General features: G+C 70.9%; 15 protein-coding genes. 8 read left to right on the top strand and 7 right to left on the bottom strand.

Going from position 1 to position 15,530, the window contains the following annotated elements; all coding sequences use genetic code 11:
- Positions 1 to 203: 203 nt before the first annotated feature.
- Positions 204 to 1,142 (top strand): ParA family protein, encoded by a 939-nt coding sequence (locus D7I47_RS05830; protein WP_120762175.1) that lies wholly within the window; start codon positions 204 to 206, stop codon positions 1,140 to 1,142.
- Positions 1,142 to 2,095 carry a ParB/RepB/Spo0J family partition protein gene (locus D7I47_RS05825; RefSeq protein ID WP_120762174.1) on the top strand — a complete coding sequence of 318 codons (954 nt, stop codon included), beginning with the start codon at positions 1,142 to 1,144 and terminating at the stop codon, positions 2,093 to 2,095. Before D7I47_RS05830 ends, D7I47_RS05825 begins: the two co-directional genes overlap by 1 nt.
- 386 nt (positions 2,096 to 2,481) lie before the next feature.
- Here the strand turns inward: D7I47_RS05825 and D7I47_RS05820 are convergent, their stop codons facing one another.
- From D7I47_RS05820 to D7I47_RS14735, 6 genes are all read right to left on the bottom strand, one after another.
- Positions 2,482 to 3,435, bottom strand: coding sequence for a D-alanine--D-alanine ligase family protein (locus D7I47_RS05820; RefSeq protein ID WP_120762173.1), 954 nt, complete (start codon positions 3,433 to 3,435; stop codon positions 2,482 to 2,484).
- A 13-nt stretch (positions 3,436 to 3,448) separates the two neighbouring features.
- Complete coding sequence (locus D7I47_RS05815; protein WP_120762172.1) at positions 3,449 to 4,750, bottom strand: aminotransferase-like domain-containing protein; 1,302 nt, start codon at positions 4,748 to 4,750, stop codon at positions 3,449 to 3,451.
- Positions 4,751 to 4,846: 96 nt separating this feature from the next.
- Positions 4,847 to 5,173 carry a thioredoxin gene (gene trxA / locus D7I47_RS05810; RefSeq protein WP_120762171.1) on the bottom strand — a complete coding sequence of 109 codons (327 nt, stop codon included), beginning with the start codon at positions 5,171 to 5,173 and terminating at the stop codon, positions 4,847 to 4,849.
- Positions 5,174 to 5,199: 26 nt separating this feature from the next.
- A complete protein-coding gene (gene trxB / locus D7I47_RS05805) occupies positions 5,200 to 6,153 on the bottom strand; it encodes a thioredoxin-disulfide reductase (RefSeq protein WP_120762170.1) in 954 nt (317 codons plus the stop codon).
- Positions 6,154 to 6,431: 278 nt separating this feature from the next.
- A complete protein-coding gene (murJ, locus tag D7I47_RS05800) occupies positions 6,432 to 8,075 on the bottom strand; it encodes a murein biosynthesis integral membrane protein MurJ (RefSeq protein ID WP_157981646.1) in 1,644 nt (547 codons plus the stop codon).
- Positions 8,068 to 9,798, bottom strand: a complete 1,731-nt coding sequence (locus D7I47_RS14735; RefSeq protein WP_157981645.1) for a DUF6049 family protein — start codon at positions 9,796 to 9,798, stop codon at positions 8,068 to 8,070. Before D7I47_RS14735 ends, murJ begins: the two co-directional genes overlap by 8 nt.
- Positions 9,799 to 9,855: 57 nt before the next feature.
- On the opposite strand from D7I47_RS14735, the gene D7I47_RS05795 reads away from it, so the two are divergent.
- From D7I47_RS05795 to dnaB, 6 genes are all read left to right on the top strand, one after another.
- Entirely contained in the window at positions 9,856 to 11,283 is a 1,428-nt protein-coding gene (locus D7I47_RS05795) for a CCA tRNA nucleotidyltransferase (protein WP_120762168.1), read from the top strand.
- Between the two features lie 101 nt (positions 11,284 to 11,384).
- On the top strand, positions 11,385 to 11,792 hold the full coding sequence (gene rpsF / locus D7I47_RS05790) for a 30S ribosomal protein S6 (protein WP_120762167.1): 408 nt from the start codon (positions 11,385 to 11,387) through the stop codon (positions 11,790 to 11,792).
- A 3-nt stretch (positions 11,793 to 11,795) separates the two neighbouring features.
- On the top strand, positions 11,796 to 12,290 hold the full coding sequence (locus D7I47_RS05785) for a single-stranded DNA-binding protein (RefSeq protein WP_120762166.1): 495 nt from the start codon (positions 11,796 to 11,798) through the stop codon (positions 12,288 to 12,290).
- Between the two features lie 41 nt (positions 12,291 to 12,331).
- Complete coding sequence (rpsR, locus tag D7I47_RS05780; RefSeq protein ID WP_120762165.1) at positions 12,332 to 12,595, top strand: 30S ribosomal protein S18; 264 nt, start codon at positions 12,332 to 12,334, stop codon at positions 12,593 to 12,595.
- Between the two features lie 10 nt (positions 12,596 to 12,605).
- A complete protein-coding gene (gene rplI, locus D7I47_RS05775) occupies positions 12,606 to 13,058 on the top strand; it encodes a 50S ribosomal protein L9 (RefSeq protein WP_120762164.1) in 453 nt (150 codons plus the stop codon).
- 428 nt (positions 13,059 to 13,486) lie between these two features.
- On the top strand, positions 13,487 to 14,863 hold the full coding sequence (dnaB, locus tag D7I47_RS05770) for a replicative DNA helicase (protein ID WP_120762163.1): 1,377 nt from the start codon (positions 13,487 to 13,489) through the stop codon (positions 14,861 to 14,863).
- Positions 14,864 to 14,935: 72 nt separating this feature from the next.
- Here dnaB and D7I47_RS05765 read toward each other — a convergent pair whose 3' ends face one another.
- Positions 14,936 to 15,511, bottom strand: a complete 576-nt coding sequence (locus tag D7I47_RS05765; RefSeq protein WP_120762162.1) for a TetR/AcrR family transcriptional regulator — start codon at positions 15,509 to 15,511, stop codon at positions 14,936 to 14,938.
- Positions 15,512 to 15,530: the final 19 nt, after the last annotated feature.

Genomic DNA, 15,530 nt, shown 5'->3' with positions numbered 1-15,530 from the left:
GCGGTCGCACCCCTCGCTGGTCATCGAGGCCGGCGGTGTTGGTTTCGATACGCGCCCTTCGGACGCTACTCAACCAACGGGTAGGGCTTCCGCTGGTCGAGTAGCCGGCGGAGCCGGCGTATCGAGACCACCCCGAGGGGGAACGGGCGAGACCGCCGCGGGTGGGCTGGTTTACAGTGGAGAGTCGCGGCCGCACGGCCGCGATGTTTCACGTGAAACATCGAGAGGGAGATGTGACCACCCCCAGCCCCTTCGATGCGTCGACCCCGTTGGCGCGCGAGGTCGCCGAGATCACCCGGCGCCGCCAGGCTCTCGCCGCCGAGCCGTTCCCCGTCCCGCCGCGGACGCGCGTCTTCACGGTCGCGAACCAGAAGGGCGGCGTCGGCAAGACCACCACGGCGGTCAACCTGGCCGCGGCGCTCGCCCAGGCGGGCGCCCGCGTGCTCGTGATCGACCTCGACCCGCAGGGCAACGCATCCACCGCCCTCGGCGTCGAGCACCGCTCCGAGACGCCGAGCGTCTACGACGTCATCATCAACGACGTGCCCATGGCGGAGGTCGTGCAGGCGAGCCCCGACTTCGAGACGCTCGACTGCATCCCCGCCACGATCCACCTCGCCGGCGCCGAGATCGAGCTCGTGTCGATGGTGGCGCGCGAGCAGCGGCTGCGCTCCGCCCTCGAGGCCTACATCGAGCAGGCGGGGGAGCGCGCGCCCCACTACGTCTTCATCGACTGCCCGCCCTCGCTCGGGCTGCTGACGATCAACGCCTTCGTCGCGGCGCGCGAGGTGCTCATCCCCATCCAGTGCGAGTACTACGCGCTCGAGGGGCTGTCACAGCTCCTCAACAACATCAAGCTCATCGAGCGGCACCTGAATCCGGAGCTCGCCGTCTCGACGATCCTGCTCACGATGTACGATTCCCGCACCAACCTCGCGCATCAGGTCGTCCACGAGGTGCGCGAGCACTTCCCCGACGAGGTGCTCGACACGGTGATCCCGCGTTCGGTGCGCATCTCCGAGGCGCCCAGCTACGGCCAGAGCGTCATCAGCTACGACCTCAACTCGCCGGGATCCCTGTCGTACCGCGAGGCCGCAGCAGAGATCGCCCGACGCGGGGCCAGGAAGCAGGAGGACAACTGATGGCGGCTCCCAAGCGCACGGGACTCGGTCGCGGCATCGGCGCGCTCATCCCGACCTCGGACGAGCACCACGAGCGCCCCGTCGACGTGTTCTTCCCCGCCGCCGAGGAGCACGCGGATGCAGAGCTCGTGGCGGTGCCGGGCGCCCGGCTCGCGAGCCTGTCGCCGGACGACATCGTCCCGAACCCGCAGCAGCCGCGGCACGAGTTCCGCCAGGAGGAGCTCGACGAGCTCATCGTCTCGGTGCGCGAGTTCGGCGTGCTGCAACCGATCGTGGTGCGCCCGCGGCCGGGTGCATCGGCGGGGGAGCCGCAGTACGAGCTCATCATGGGCGAGCGGCGCCTGCGCGCGTCGAAGGCGGCCGGGCTCGAGGCGATCCCCGCGGTCGTGCGGAACACCGACGACGAGGCGATGCTGCGCGACGCCCTGCTCGAGAACCTGCACCGCGCCGAACTGAACCCGCTGGAGGAGGCGTCGGCCTACAAGCAGCTGCTCGAGGACTTCGGCATCACCCAGGAGCAGCTCGCCGAGCGGATCGGGCGCTCGCGTCCGCAGATCAGCAACACCCTCCGGCTGCTGCGGCTACCGGCGGCGGTGCAGCGCAAGGTGGCCGCCGGGGTGCTGAGCGCGGGCCACGCCCGCGCCATCCTGTCGGTCGGCGACGACGCGGCGATGGAGAAGCTGGCCGACAAGATCGTCAACGAGGAGCTGTCGGTGCGCGCCGCCGAGGTGGCGGCCGGGCTCGTGTCGAACAAGCCGAGCAAGGCGAAGCCCGCGGCCGGGCGTCGACAGGACCACCTGGCCGAGGTGGCGGAGCGCCTCGGCGACCGGCTCGACACCCGCGTGAAGATCACCCTCGGGGCGAGCAAGGGCACCATCGTCATCGACTTCGCCACCGTGGGCGACCTGAACCGGATCCTCACCGAGCTGGGCCAGGACCCGTTCGGCGCGTAGGCGTTCCCCTCTGCTGGTTGAGTAGCGCCCGGAGGGCGCGTATCGAAACCCGTGCAGACGTGGTCCAGTGGGGCCTCACCGACGACGGGCGCCCCGTCGAGGGGCGTCCGTCGTGGTTTCGATACACCGCCTTCGGCGGCACTCAACCAGCGGGAAGGCCGCCGGCCGGACCGAGTGACGCCACCCCTCTGCTGGTTGAGTAGCGCCCGCAGGGCGCGTATCGAAACCCGTGCAGACGTGGCTCAACCGGCGGGAAGGTGACAGCACGGCCGCAGGCCGTACCGCGTGATACCACCTTCTGCTGGTTGAGTAGCCCGCGGAGCGGGCGTAACGAAACCCGCGTCGCAGGCTCCATGGAGTCAGGAAAACACCTGATCAGCCGCGGATTACGGCTCGCGGCGGGCGTCTTCGGCGAGGGCCGCGTACACCCAGCCGAGGTCGTGGCCGGCGGCCTCGAGGGCCTGGGGGAGCAGCGAGGTCTCGGTGAGGCCCGGCAGCACGTTCGCCTCCAGGAACCAGGGGGTGCCCGAGCCGTCGACGATGAGGTCGACGCGCGAGATGTGTCGCATGCCGAGCGCGCGGTGGGCGGCGAGGGCCGACTCGGCCGCGCGCGCCGCCACATCATCCGGCAGCCGCGCCGGCACGTAGAAGCGGGTCTCCCCCGCGTTGTAGCGCGCCTCGAAGCTGTAGACGCCCGAGAGCGGCTCGATCTCGACCGCCGGCAGGGCGACGGGCCCGTCCCCCGTGTCGATGACGCCGATCGCGATCTCGGTGCCGCGGATGCACTGCTCGACGAGCGCCACATCCCCGTAGGTGTAGGCGTCGACCATGGCGCGCGGCAGGTCCTTGCGGTCCTCGACGATGGTCACGCCCTGGGCCGAGCCGCCGCGGGCGGGCTTCACGACGAGCGGCACCGGCAGCTCGTCGGCGATCGCCTCGAACACGGCATCCGCCCCGAGCTCGCGGAACGCGTCCCGCGGAAGGGTGATGGATCGCGGGGTCGCGACGCCGGCGCGCTCCACGATGGCCTTGGCGGTCGGCTTGTCCCAGGCGAGGCGTGCCGCCGCCGAGCGGGAGCCGACGTAGGGCACCCCGAGGAACTCGAGCAGCCCGCGCAGCGCGCCGTCCTCGCCGCTCGCGCCGTGCAGGGCCGGCCACACGACGTCGGGGCGGTGCTCGCCGAGGTAGGCGAGCAGGGTCGCGTCGGGGTCGCGCAGCTCCACCTGGGCGCCGTGGCCGGCGAGGGCGTCGGCGACGCGGCGTCCGGAGCGCAGCGACACGTCGCGCTCGTGGGAGATGCCGCCGGCGAGCACGACGATGTGGGTGGGGGTGTCGGTCACGTGAAACCTCCGGTCAGCCGGCGAAGGGGGGCAGCACGTCGCGCTCGGCGGGCACGATCGGCAGCGGCGCCGTCTGCGAGAACTCGCCCAGCAGCGCCAGCTCGCCGTTGATGACGGTGGCGAGGCGGCGGATGCCCTCCCGGATGAAGTCGGGCTTGGGATAGCAGAACGACAGGCGCATGTTGCGGCGCCCGTTGCCGTCGGCGTAGAACGCGGTGCCGGGGGTGTAGGCGACGAGCTCCTTGACGGCGCGCGGCAGCATGGCCTTCGAGTCGAGGTGCTCGGGCATCGTGAGCCACACGTAGAAGCCGCCGTTCGGCACCGTCCAGCTCATGCTCGGCAGGTGCTCCTGCAGGGCGGCGAGCATGGCATCCCGGCGCTCGCGGTAGACGCCGCGGAAGGTGTCGATCTGCCCGCGCCAGTCGGCGGTCTCCATGTACTCGGAGATGACGATCTGCGAGAACGAGGATGGCGACAGGATGGCGGCCTCGTTCGCGAGCACGAGCTTCTCGCGGATGGCGTGGGGCGCGATCGCCCAGCCGACGCGGAGTCCGGGGGCCAGGGTCTTGGAGAAGGTGCCGAGGTACACGACGCCGTCCTCGTCGAGCGAGCGGATGGCGGGCGGCGGCGCCTGATCGAAGTAGAGCAACCCGTAGGGGTTGTCTTCGAGCACGAGGATGCCCTCGGAGCGGGCGATCTCGAGGATCTCGACGCGCCGCTCCCACGTGAGGGTGACGCCCATCGGGTTCTGGAAGCTCGGGATCAGGTACAGGAACTTGATCCGCTTGCCCTCCGCCTTCACGCGCGCGATCGTCTCGCGCAGCGCCTGCGGTTCGAGACCGTCGGCATCCATCGGCGAGTGCACCGTCTCGGCCTGGAAGGAGCGGAACACCGTGATCGCGGTGACATAGCTCGGGCCCTCGGCGATCACCACGTCGCCCGGGTCGAGGAACAGCTTCGACAGCAGCTCGAGCGCGTGCTGCGAACCGGTCGTCACGACTACGTCGTCGACGGAGCCGTGGATGCCCTCGAGCGCCATCACCTCGAGGATCTGCTCACGCAGCCGGGGCACCCCCTGACCGGAGCCGTACTGGAGCGCGACCGCGCCCTGCTCCGACACCGTGCGCTCGACGGCCGTCTCGATGAGCTGCTGCGGCAGGGCCGACACGTACGGCATGCCGCCCGCGAGCGAGACCACCTCGGGTCGGCTCGCGACGGCGAACAGGGCCCGCACCTCGGAGGCGGCAAGGCCGGCGGTGCGCGCGGCGTAATGCCCGTACCACTGGTCGAGGTTGGTGCCCTGGGTGCCTGTCATGTGCGGTCCGATCGTCCGGTGCCCTCCAGGGTAGCCGCACAAACACCGCGGCCCCTGCGCCGACAGGGCTGCAGGGGCCGCGGGTGTGCGAGTGGCTTACGCCAGGAACTCGGCCAGGTCGGCCTCGAGGGCCGGCTTCGGCTTCGCGCCGATGACCCGCTTGACGACCTCGCCGTTCTGGAACACGTACATCGCCGGGATCGAGGTGATGCCGTACTTCATGGCGGTCTCGGGGTTGTCGTCGACGTCGAGCTTCACGATCGAGATCTTGTCGGCGTGCTCCTCGGCGATCTTGTCGAGGATCGGCGAGACGGCGCGACACGGGCCGCACCAGGTGGCCCAGAAGTCGACCATGATCGGCTTCTCGGAGTTCAGCACCTCGTCGGCGAAGGTGGCGTCGGTGACGGCCTTGGCTGCGGACATGGGATTCCTTTCGGTGGGACGGACGGTCAGGCCGGGACCGCGGCGGCCTTCGCCGCATCCGCGATCTCGGCGAGGTAGTGCTCGGCGTCGAGCGCCGCGACGACGCCCGAACCGGCGGCGGTCGCCGCCTGCTTGTAGCTCGGGTCGATCACGTCACCCGCGGCGAAGACGCCCGGGATGTTGGTGCGCGAGCTGCGCCCCTGCACCGCGATCGTGCCCTCGGGGGCCAGCTCCAGCTGCCCGTGCACGAGGTGGGTGCGCGGGTCGGCACCGATCGCCACGAACATCCCCTGCACATCCAGGGTCGTCTCGGTGCCGTCGACCGTGTTCACGATGCCGATGCCGGTGACCTTCTCGTCGCCGTACACGTGCTTGACCTCGTTGTTCCAGATCACCTGGATCTTCGGGTCGGAGAAGGCGCGCTCCTGCATCGCGGCGGATGCGCGGAAGCTGTCGCGACGGTGGATGAGGTACACGACGTCCGCGAATCGGGTGAGGAAGGTCGCCTCCTCGAGCGCCGAGTCGCCGCCGCCGATCACGGCCACCTTCTTCTGACGGAAGAAGGCGCCGTCGCAGGTGGCGCACCACGAGACGCCGTAGCCGGAGAGGCGCTCCTCGTCGGGCAGGCCGAGCTTGCGGTAGGCGGAGCCGGTGGCGTAGATGATCGCGTGCGCCTCGTGCACCGAGCCGTCGCCGAGGGTGACGCGCTTCACGTCGCCCGTCAGGTCGAGGGCGGTGACGTCGTCGTAGACGATCTCCGCACCGAAACGCTCGGCCTGCTGCTGCATCCGCACCATGAGCTCGGGGCCCATGATGCCCTCCGGGAAGCCGGGGAAGTTCTCGACCTCGGTGGTCTTCATGAGCTCGCCGCCGAACTCGACCGAGCTCGCGATGACGAGCGGGTTCAGGTTGGCGCGTGCGGCGTAGATCGCGGCCGTGTAGCCGGCGGGGCCGGAGCCGATGATGATGAGGTGGCGCACCGGGGGTCTCCTGTCGAGGGTGTCGCGAGGTACAACACATCCTAGGTCGCGGGCATTCCTGCTCCCGCGTCCGCCCGCTGGTTGAGTAGCGCCCGCAGGGCGCGTATCGAAACCCGTGCAGACGTGGATGCGTGGGGCCTCACCGACGACGGGCGCCCCGTCGAGGGGCGTCCGTCGTGGTTTCGATACACCGCCGCTGCGCGGCGGCACTCAACCAGCGGGAGGGGGGTGGCCGCTACGCGTGGCACTCAACGAGCGGCGGGGGCGGCCGGCGGGCGTCAGGTGCGGCGGAGGAGGCGGCGCAGGGGGGTGAGGCCGGCCTGCAGCTCGGGCACGCGCACGAGGAGCAGGAGCGCGAAGTAGACGGCGAGCACGGTGGCGCCGACGAGGGCGACCGAGACGAAGGCCGTTCCCGTGTTGGCGACGGCGAAGCCGCGGGAGAAGCCGCCGAGCAGGGCGAGCACGCCCACGCCGGCGCCGATCGCCGGCACCGCGGCGGCGAAGAAGAGGGCCGTGCGCACGAGCACGCGGCGCGCGTCGAGCCCGTGGATGCGGTGGCGCAGCACGAGGGCGAGCACGAGCGCCTGCACGGTGCTCGCGATCGTGGTGGCGAGCGCGACGCCCACCGCCACCTGCGGCTTCGGCGCGAGCAGCGCGACGGCGAGCAGGGCGAGGCTCACCGTGACCCCCTGCAGCACCTTGATGAGGAACGGCGTGCGGGTGTCGCCGAGCGCGAAGAAGCCGCGCTGCAGCACGAACATCGCCGAGAACGGCACGAGCCCGATCAGGTAGGCGATGAGCACCGAGCTGATGCCCACCACCTCCGCGGGGGTGCGCCCGAAGAACGCGCCGAAGGGGATCGCGGCGGCGCCGATGGCCGCACCGGCACCCGTGACGAGCATGACGATGACCCGCAGCGAGCTCGACAGGTCGTCGCGCACCGACCTGACATCCCCGGCGCTCGCGTGCGCGCTCATCCGCGTGAAGTAGGGGGTCGCGATCGACAGGGCGAGGATCGAGTGCGGCAGCATGAACAGCAGCCAGGCCGTGTTGAGCACGGCGACCGACGCGTCCTGCGGGCCGGCAAGGGACGCCACACGTGTCTGCAGCACGATCGTCAGCTGCGTCACCACGATCATCCCGAACATCCAGCCGGCCGCCTTGCCGGTGGCGCGCAGGCCCACCCCCTTCCAGTGGAAGTCGGGCCGGAACCGCAGGCCCGTACGCCGCCAGAACAGGGTGAGCACGAGGCACTGCGCGGCGATGCCGAGGGTGGCGCCACCGCCGAGCAGGGCGATCTGCGCGGGGGTCCAGCTCGCCGGGTCCTGGTGGGCCGGGTCGATGCCGAACAGGGCCGCGAACAGCGCGAGCGAGCCGATCAGGATGACGTTGTTGAGCACCGGCGCCCAGGTGTACGGGCCGAACACCTGGCGGGCGTTGAGCGCCTCGCCGAGCAGCGCGTACACCGCGTAGAAGAACACCTGCGGCAGGCACCAGTAGGCGAACGCCGTGGCGAGCGCCATCGCGTCGGCGTCGAACACCGTGCCCACGCCCTGCACCGCATACAGGGGGATCAGCAGCGGGGCCGCGAGCGTCACGAGCACCGCGATCGCGAGGCACGCCGTGACGCCGAGCGTCAGCAGCTTGTTGACGAACGCCTGCCCGCCGTCGGCATCCCGCGCCGCCCGCACGATCTGCGGCACGAGCACGGCGCTCGTGAGGCCGCCCGCGACGAGCGCGAACAGGTTGGAGGGGATCGTGTTGGCGAGTGCGAAGGCGTTGACGCCGGGGTTCTGCTGGCCGAGCACCCAGGCGAGCACGGCGAGGTTCACGAAGCCGAGCACGCGGGAGACGAGCGTTCCCGCGGCGATGGTGGTGCTCGCCCGCCGGATGGTGCCGTCGTCGACGGCCGGGTCAGACATCCGCGTCCTCGAGCGGTGCCTCGGCCGCGGCCCGCCGCTCCTTGCGCCGCCGCAGCACGAGGCGCACGATGCCGGCGCCGAACACCGCCACGAGCAGCAGGATGACGACGAGGGTGCCGATGCCCTCCCACTCGGCCTGCACCGTGACGCGCACGAAGCCCGTGTCGAGCGGCACCCCGGTGGGGCTGTGCACATCGGTCTGCACGAGCACCTCGCCGTTGGCGACCGCCTCGACCTTGAGGTACGCGGTGCCGGTGGCGCCCGGCTCGACCGTGAGGTCGACGGGCTCGGCCACCTGCAGGATGGGGCTCTTCGGGTCGATGCTGACGCGCACCGTCACCGGGAACTCGAGGGCGTTGCTGACCGACACCCGGAACTCGGTGTTGCGGGCCAGCTGCAGCACATCGCTGCCGCGTTCGAGGCGGATGGAGTTCGTGATCTCCTGCGAGCGCTCGTGGAAGGCGGTGACGGCATCCGTCCAGCCGCTCGCGTCGGAGGACCAGCCGAGGCCGTACAGCGCGATCCGCTCGAGTCGGCGCGGGTCGAGCAGCACCGTCGGGTCGGCGAGCACCGACGAGAACTGGAGCTCGGCGGCGGCGTCGGATGCGGCGTCGGTGAACGCGGCGTCGCGCTCGGTCTCGTCGGCGGCCTCGGCGAGGGTTGCGGACGACGGCGTGGTGGCGAGGATCTCGGACAGCGGCACGAGCTGGGAGGACGCGGCGGCGTTGATCGCGGTGAGCGCCTCGGGCAGCGACGACATCGTGTACGGCCAGACGCGGCCGAGGGTGAGCACGATCCCGCGTCCCGGGGTCTCCGTCGCGTCCGCCGCGAGCTCGGCGCGCAGCGCCTCGAGGGCGCTCGTGAGCTCGGCCTCCGTCACGGCACCGGCGGCGTCGCCGAGCAGGCTCGACAGACCGGTGTCGGTGACGATGCCCTGGATGCCGTCGAGCGTCACGAGCGGGGTGGAGGGCGCGCCCACCGACTCGTCGGAGACCAGCACGTCCTCGTAGCCGGCGGCCGCGAGGGGCGCGAGCTGATCCGGTCCGATGCCCGACGCGCCCGGCCAGGCGATCGTGGGCAGGGTGCTCGACCACGCGAGCACGTCCTCCGTGCTCGGGAACGGCGGGGCGGCATCCGGGTCGACGGGGGCCGTCGGCTCGGGCGAGGGCGTGGGGCTCGGGCTCGCGGTCTCGACCGGGGTGAAGTCGGCCGGGTCGAGTGCGAAGCCGAAGCCGCTCGGCTGGAGCACGTCGAGGGTGTCGGTGCGGGCTGCGGCCGCGACGTCGGCGTCCGCGTAGGCGAGGGTGAACACCTCGGCGTCGAGGGCCTCGAGGCGGGCGAGCCACGCGATCGCCGACTCGGGGGCCGAGCTGCCGAGCACGCGGATCGACGCGAACACCATCGGGTCGACGGCGAGGGTCACCGTCGAGCCCTGCACCGCGTCGAGCTGGCGGGTGAGCAGGCCGAACGACGCCGTGTAGCGGGCGAGGTCCTCGGCGGGGATGAGGCCGGTGGGCTCCGGCGGCACGACGATCGGCATGATGACGGCGATCGACAGCGGGCCGACGCCGGGGGTGACGGTGGCGACGCTCGCGGTGCGCGTCGTGGGCGTCTGCTCGGGCTCCGGATCGGCGGCGACGGGGCTCGCGACGACCGCCAGCACCGCCGCGGCGAGCAGCCCGGATGCCAGCGCGCGCCAGGCGCGGCGGGTCGTCAACGGCACAGCGGGGCGCTTCCGAACGACACGGCCGACATGCTGTGAAGTCTAGACTCGACGGCTATGCAACCCGTTGCGGCCGCGGTCGAGCGTCTCCAGGCGCTGGCCGACTCCCCCCGCATCCGGGCGCTCGCGGAGCGGTTCGCGGATGCCGGGCACGAGCTCGCGCTCGTGGGCGGCCCCGTGCGGGATGCCTTCCTCGGCCGCGACGCGCACGACCTCGACTTCGCGACCTCGGCGACGCCCGACGAGATCCTCGCGGTGATCGCGCCGATCGCCGACACCCACTGGGACATCGGGCGCGCCTTCGGCACGATCGGCGCCCGGCTCGGCGAGCTCACGGTCGAGCTCACCACCTACCGCTCCGACGTGTACGACGGCACCACCCGCAAGCCCGTCGTGGCGTTCGGCGACTCGCTCGAGGGTGACCTGCTGCGCCGCGACTTCACCGTCAACGCGATGGCGCTGCGGCTGCCCGAGAAGGTGCTCGTCGACCCCTCCGGCGGGCTCGACGACCTGCTCGCGCGGAGGCTGCGCACGCCCATCGAGCCGGAGGTGTCGTTCGGCGACGACCCGCTGCGGATGCTGCGCGGCGCCCGATTCACGGCGCAGCTCGGGTTCGCGCTCGAGCCGGCGACGGCATCCGCGATCGAGGCGATGGCCGGGCGCATCGACATCGTCTCGGCCGAGCGGGTGGGCGAGGAGCTGTCGAAGCTGCTGCTCGCGCCCGACCCGGTGCCGGGGCTGCGGGTGCTCGTCGAGACGGGGCTCGCCGAGCACGTGCTGCCCGAGTTGCCGGCGCTGCGGCTCGAGATCGACGAGCACGCCCACCACAAGGACGTCTACGAGCACTCGCTCACCGCCCTCACGCAGGCGATCGCGCTCGAGCGCTCGCGGGGGCACGCGCCCGACCTCGTGCTGCGGCTCGCGGTGCTGCTGCACGACATCGGCAAGCCGGCGACCCGCAGGATCGAGCCGGGCGGCGCCGTGAGCTTCCACCACCACGACGTGCTCGGGGCGAAGCTCGCCACCAAGCGCCTGCGCGAGCTGCGCTTCGACGGCGACACGATCAAGGCGGTCGCGACCCTCATCCGCCTGCACCTGCGCTTCTTCGGCTATGCCGACACCTCCTGGACGGATGCGGCGGTGCGCCGCTACGTGCGCGACGCGGGCGAGCAGCTCGAGCGGCTGCACATCCTGTCCCGCGCGGATGTGACGACCCGCAACCAGCGCAAGGCGGCCCGGCTGCAGCGCGCCTACGACGAGCTCGAGGAGCGGATCGCCGTGCTCGCGGAGGAGGAGGAGCTCGCCGCCCTCCGTCCCGACCTCGACGGGGAGCAGATCATGGCGATCCTCGGCATCCGTCCCGGCCCCGAGGTGGGCGAGGCCTACCGCCACCTGCTCGAGCTGCGACTCGACGAGGGGCCGCTCGGCCCCGAGGCGGCGGAGGCCCGGCTGCGCGAGTGGTGGGCTGCGCGCCCACCCGTGTAAGATAGCCAGGTTGCCCGCGCGCCTGCGCGCGTGAGCACGATGCATTCAACCCTCCTGCTGCAGACATCCTGCAGCCGTTCTAGTCCGAAGGAGGTGGGTCAATGACGCATCAGTACGAGTTGATGGTGATTCTCGATCCCGAGATCGATGAGCGCACCGTCGCACCCAGCCTGGACAAGTTCCTCGGCGTCATCCGCAACGACGGTGGCACCATCGAGAACGTCGACATCTGGGGTCGTCGCCGCCTGGCGTACGAGATCAAGAAGAAGGCCGAGGGCATCTACGCCGTCGTCAACTTCACCGCCACGAGCGAGGCCACCCTCGAGCTCGACCGTCAGCTGAAGCTGTCGGAGGCCGTGCTGCGCACCAAGGTGCTCCGCGCGGAGGAGGCCGTGGCCCGTGCCGACAAGCACGCCGAGTCCGAGGCGAAGAAGGCTGCCCGCAAGGCAGCCAAGGCGCCCGCCGAGAAGCCGGCCGCGAAGGCGGCTGCCGAGAAGGACGCCGAGTAGGCCATGGCCGGCGAGACGATCATCACGGTCGTGGGCAACCTCACGGCGGACCCGGAGCTGCGCTACACGCAGTCCGGCCTCGCGGTCGCGAACTTCACGATCGCGTCCACGCCGCGCACCTTCGACCGGGCGAGCAACGACTGGAAGGACGGCGAGGCCCTGTTCCTCCGCGCGTCCTGCTGGCGTGAGTTCGCCGAGCACGTCGCCGGCTCGCTGACGAAGGGCAGCCGCGTCGTCGCGACCGGTCGCCTCAAGCAGCGCTCCTACGAGACCAAGGAGGGCGAGAAGCGCACCGCCATCGAGCTCGAGGTCGACGAGATCGGCCCGAGCCTGCGGTACGCGACCGCCCAGGTGACCCGCGCATCCTCCGGTTCGGGAGGCGGTGGCCGCTCGCAGGGCGCCGTCGCCGACGAGCCGTGGGCGAGCTCCGGTCCCTCCTCCGACGCGGGCGATGTGTGGAACACGCCCGGCTCCTACTCCGACGAGACCCCGTTCTGACGCCTCGCGGCATCGGAACCCATACCTGAAAGAAGACAGCCATGGCTGGAAAGAGCAGCGGCGGCCAGGACCGCCGCAAGCGCGTCGCGAAGGGCGGCAAGAACGCCGCCCCCGCGAAGGCGATCAAGGTCGGCATCATCGACTACAAGGATGTCGCCACCCTCCGCAAGTTCGTCTCGGAGCGCGGCAAGATCCGCGCCCGTCGCATCACCGGTGTCTCCGTGCAGGAGCAGCGCCTCATCGCCCGCGCCGTGAAGAACGCGCGCGAGATGGCGCTCCTCCCGTACGCGGGCTCGGGCCGTTAAGGAGATCGACATGTCGAAGCTCATCCTCACCTCCGAGGTCACCGGCCTCGGTTCCGCCGGTGACGTCGTCGAGGTCAAGAACGGCTACGCCCGCAACTACCTCATCCCGCAGGGTTTCGCCGTGGCCTGGAGCCGCGGCGGCGAGAAGCAGGTCGACCAGATCAAGGCGGCGCGTGCCGCTCGTGAGCTGGCCACCCTCGAAGAGGCCCAGGACCTGAAGGCGAAGCTCGAGGCCGCGCCGATCAAGCTGAGCGTGAAGGCGGGCCGCGAGGGCCGTCTGTTCGGCTCGGTCAAGACCGCCGACATCGTCGCCGCGGTCGAGGCCGCCGGTCTCGGCTCGATCGACAAGCAGAACATCGAGCTCGCGGCGCCGGTCAAGGCGACCGGCCGCCACGAGGCGAGCGTGCGTCTGCGCGAAGACGTGGTCGCCGCCCTCCAGCTGGAGGTCGTCGCGGCCAAGTAGTCCGCGGAGAACACCTGGCGGCGCGCCCCTTCGGGGGTGCGCCGCTAGTGCTTTTCCGGGGTTCGTGTCAAGCGTTTCTCCACACCGGGCTGAGGAAACCCGCAAGCTTAAACCGGCACTGTAGACATGTTTCTACACACAGGGTGTGTGATGTATAACTCCTGATCAGCACCATGATCGGGCGGAAATCAGTCGAGTTGTCCACCGCGGATTCCACACCTTGTGCACACAGCCCCCGGCGTTTCCCGCCGTGAGTCCACATAGTTATCCACAGGGTGGTTTGAACCGCGTGCGGGGTGTGCCTAGCTTGGCATCCGGCGCCTTCGGGATACGGCGCCCCCACCGCCACCGAGCAGTTCGCGACAGTGCGGTGCGCCTGCTCTCGGTGTCCGAGGCGGCACGTAGTTTCGACCTCGGAAGGGAGCAGCGTGTCCATCGCCCACCTGGGTCTGGCCCCCGAGGCCGATCGTCCGCGCGACGGCCGACAGGGGGAGCGCACGCCTCCGCACGACCTCCTCGCCGAGCAGAGCGCCATCGGCGGCATGCTGCTCAGCAAGGACGCCGTGGCCGACGTGCTCGAGACGGTGCGCGGGGTCGACTTCTACATCCCGAAGCACGAGGTGATCTTCGACGCGATCCTGTCGCTCTACTCGCACGGCGAGCCGACCGACGTCATCGCGGTCACCGACGAGCTCACCAAGACGGGCGAGCTGCAGCGGGCCGGCGGCCCCGAGTACCTGCACACCCTCACGGGTGTCGTGCCGACGGCGGCGAACGCCGGCTTCTACGCCTCCATCGTCGCCGAGAAGGCGGTGCTGCGCCGGCTCGTCGAGGCGGGCACCCGCATCGTGCAGATGGGCTACGCGAGCGAGGGCGAGGTCACCGACCTCGTCAACAACGCGCAGGCCGAGATCTACGGCGTCGCGGGCGGCGTCGAGGCCGAGGACTACGTGCCCCTCGTCGAGGCGATGAACGCGGCCTCCGAGGAGATCGAGCTGGCATCCGGCCGCGGCGGGCAGATGACGGGTGTGCCGACCGGCTTCACCGAGCTCGACTCGCTCACCAACGGCCTGCACCCCGGGCAGCTCATCATCATCGCCGCGCGCCCCGCCCTCGGAAAGTCGACGCTCGCGCTCGACTTCGCGCGCGCCGCAGCCATCCAGCACGACATGCCGGCGATCTTCTTCTCGCTCGAGATGGGCCGCTCCGAGATCGCCATGCGCCTGCTCTCGGCCGAGTCGAACGTGTTCCTGCAGTCGATGCGCAAGGGAACCGTGCGCAGCGAGGACTGGACCACCCTCGCCTCCACCCGCGGGCGCATCGCCGACGCCCCCCTCTACATCGACGACAGCCCCAACATGACGCTCGTCGAGATCCGCGCCAAGTGCCGCAGGCTCAAGCAGAAGGTGGGCCTCAAGCTCATCGTCATCGACTACCTGCAGCTCATGACCTCCGGCAAGCGCGTCGAGAGCCGCCAGCAGGAGGTCTCAGAGTTCTCGCGCGCGCTCAAGCTGCTCGCCAAGGAGCTGCAGGTGCCGGTCATCGCGCTCTCGCAGCTCAACCGCGGCCCCGAGCAGCGTGTCGACAAGAAGCCGGCGCTCTCCGACCTGCGCGAGTCGGGCTCGCTCGAGCAGGATGCCGACATGGTGATCCTGCTGCACCGCGAGTCGGCCTACGAGAAGGAGTCCTCGCGCCCGGGCGAGGCCGACCTCATCATCGCCAAGCACCGCAACGGCCCCACCGGCACCGTCACGGTCGCCTTCCAGGGCGCCAACTCCCGCTTCGCCGACATGGCCCCCGCCTGATCCGCGCTTCTCGGACGAACATCAAACGAAAGTCAAACTGAATCAAATTTTGACGTTGGAGGCTGAGGAGCCTCAGGCGGCGAGTTCGCGGGCGGTTCCGAGGTTGTCGAGGGCGGATGCCGGGTCGGCCCGTGTGAGGGCGAGTGCCGAGATGACGAGGGCGCTCACCGCGCGGGCCGAGCTGTCGAGCTGGGCCTCCGTGCGCTCGGGGTGCCGAGCCGCGAGCCCGCGGCGGATCGCCGCGAACATCTCGGCGCGGTAGTCGACGATCGCCTGGCGCACGGCGTCGTCCTGCGCGATCGGCGCGGATGCCGTGTTGATGAGCAGGCAGCCGTCGTCGGCGATCGTGGAGCCGCGGGCGCGGAGTGCGGCGTCGAGCCCGGCGAGGTACTCGTCGAGCGCGGTCGGCGCGACCTGCTCGGCCTGGAGGGGGCGCAGCCGCGGGCGCACGACCTCGTTGAGGTAGCTGTCGATCGCCGCGTCGAAGAGCCCCCGCTTGGAGCCGAAGGCGTGGTAGATGCTCGAGCGGTTGAGTCCGGTGGCGGCCTCGAGCTCGGGAACCGAGGCGTTCTCGAAGCCGGTCGCCCAGAACACGTCGCGCGCGGCGCGCACCACGGCGGCCGTGTCGAAGCCCTGCGTGCGTCCCACGATCGTCCTTTCTGCAACA

This window comes from Protaetiibacter intestinalis (genome assembly GCF_003627075.1).
Classification (GTDB): Bacteria; Actinomycetota; Actinomycetes; order Actinomycetales; family Microbacteriaceae; genus Homoserinibacter; species Homoserinibacter intestinalis.
This window is presented reverse-complemented; position numbering and strand designations above follow the sequence as displayed.

What these genes read in the sequence shown, in the direction of transcription:
- D7I47_RS05830 (WP_120762175.1), top strand. Translation starts at nt 204, where the DNA reads ATGTTTCACGTGAAACATCGAGAGGGAGATGTGACCACCCCCAGCCCC.
- D7I47_RS05825 (WP_120762174.1), top strand. Translation starts at nt 1,142, where the DNA reads ATGGCGGCTCCCAAGCGCACGGGACTCGGTCGCGGCATCGGCGCGCTC.
- D7I47_RS05815 (WP_120762172.1), bottom strand. Translation starts at nt 4,750, where the DNA reads ATGACAGGCACCCAGGGCACCAACCTCGACCAGTGGTACGGGCATTAC.
- trxA (WP_120762171.1), bottom strand. Translation starts at nt 5,173, where the DNA reads ATGTCCGCAGCCAAGGCCGTCACCGACGCCACCTTCGCCGACGAGGTG.
- murJ (WP_157981646.1), bottom strand. Translation starts at nt 8,075, where the DNA reads ATGTCTGACCCGGCCGTCGACGACGGCACCATCCGGCGGGCGAGCACC.
- D7I47_RS05795 (WP_120762168.1), top strand. Translation starts at nt 9,856, where the DNA reads ATGCAACCCGTTGCGGCCGCGGTCGAGCGTCTCCAGGCGCTGGCCGAC.
- rpsF (WP_120762167.1), top strand. Translation starts at nt 11,385, where the DNA reads ATGACGCATCAGTACGAGTTGATGGTGATTCTCGATCCCGAGATCGAT.
- D7I47_RS05785 (WP_120762166.1), top strand. Translation starts at nt 11,796, where the DNA reads ATGGCCGGCGAGACGATCATCACGGTCGTGGGCAACCTCACGGCGGAC.
- rpsR (WP_120762165.1), top strand. Translation starts at nt 12,332, where the DNA reads ATGGCTGGAAAGAGCAGCGGCGGCCAGGACCGCCGCAAGCGCGTCGCG.
- rplI (WP_120762164.1), top strand. Translation starts at nt 12,606, where the DNA reads ATGTCGAAGCTCATCCTCACCTCCGAGGTCACCGGCCTCGGTTCCGCC.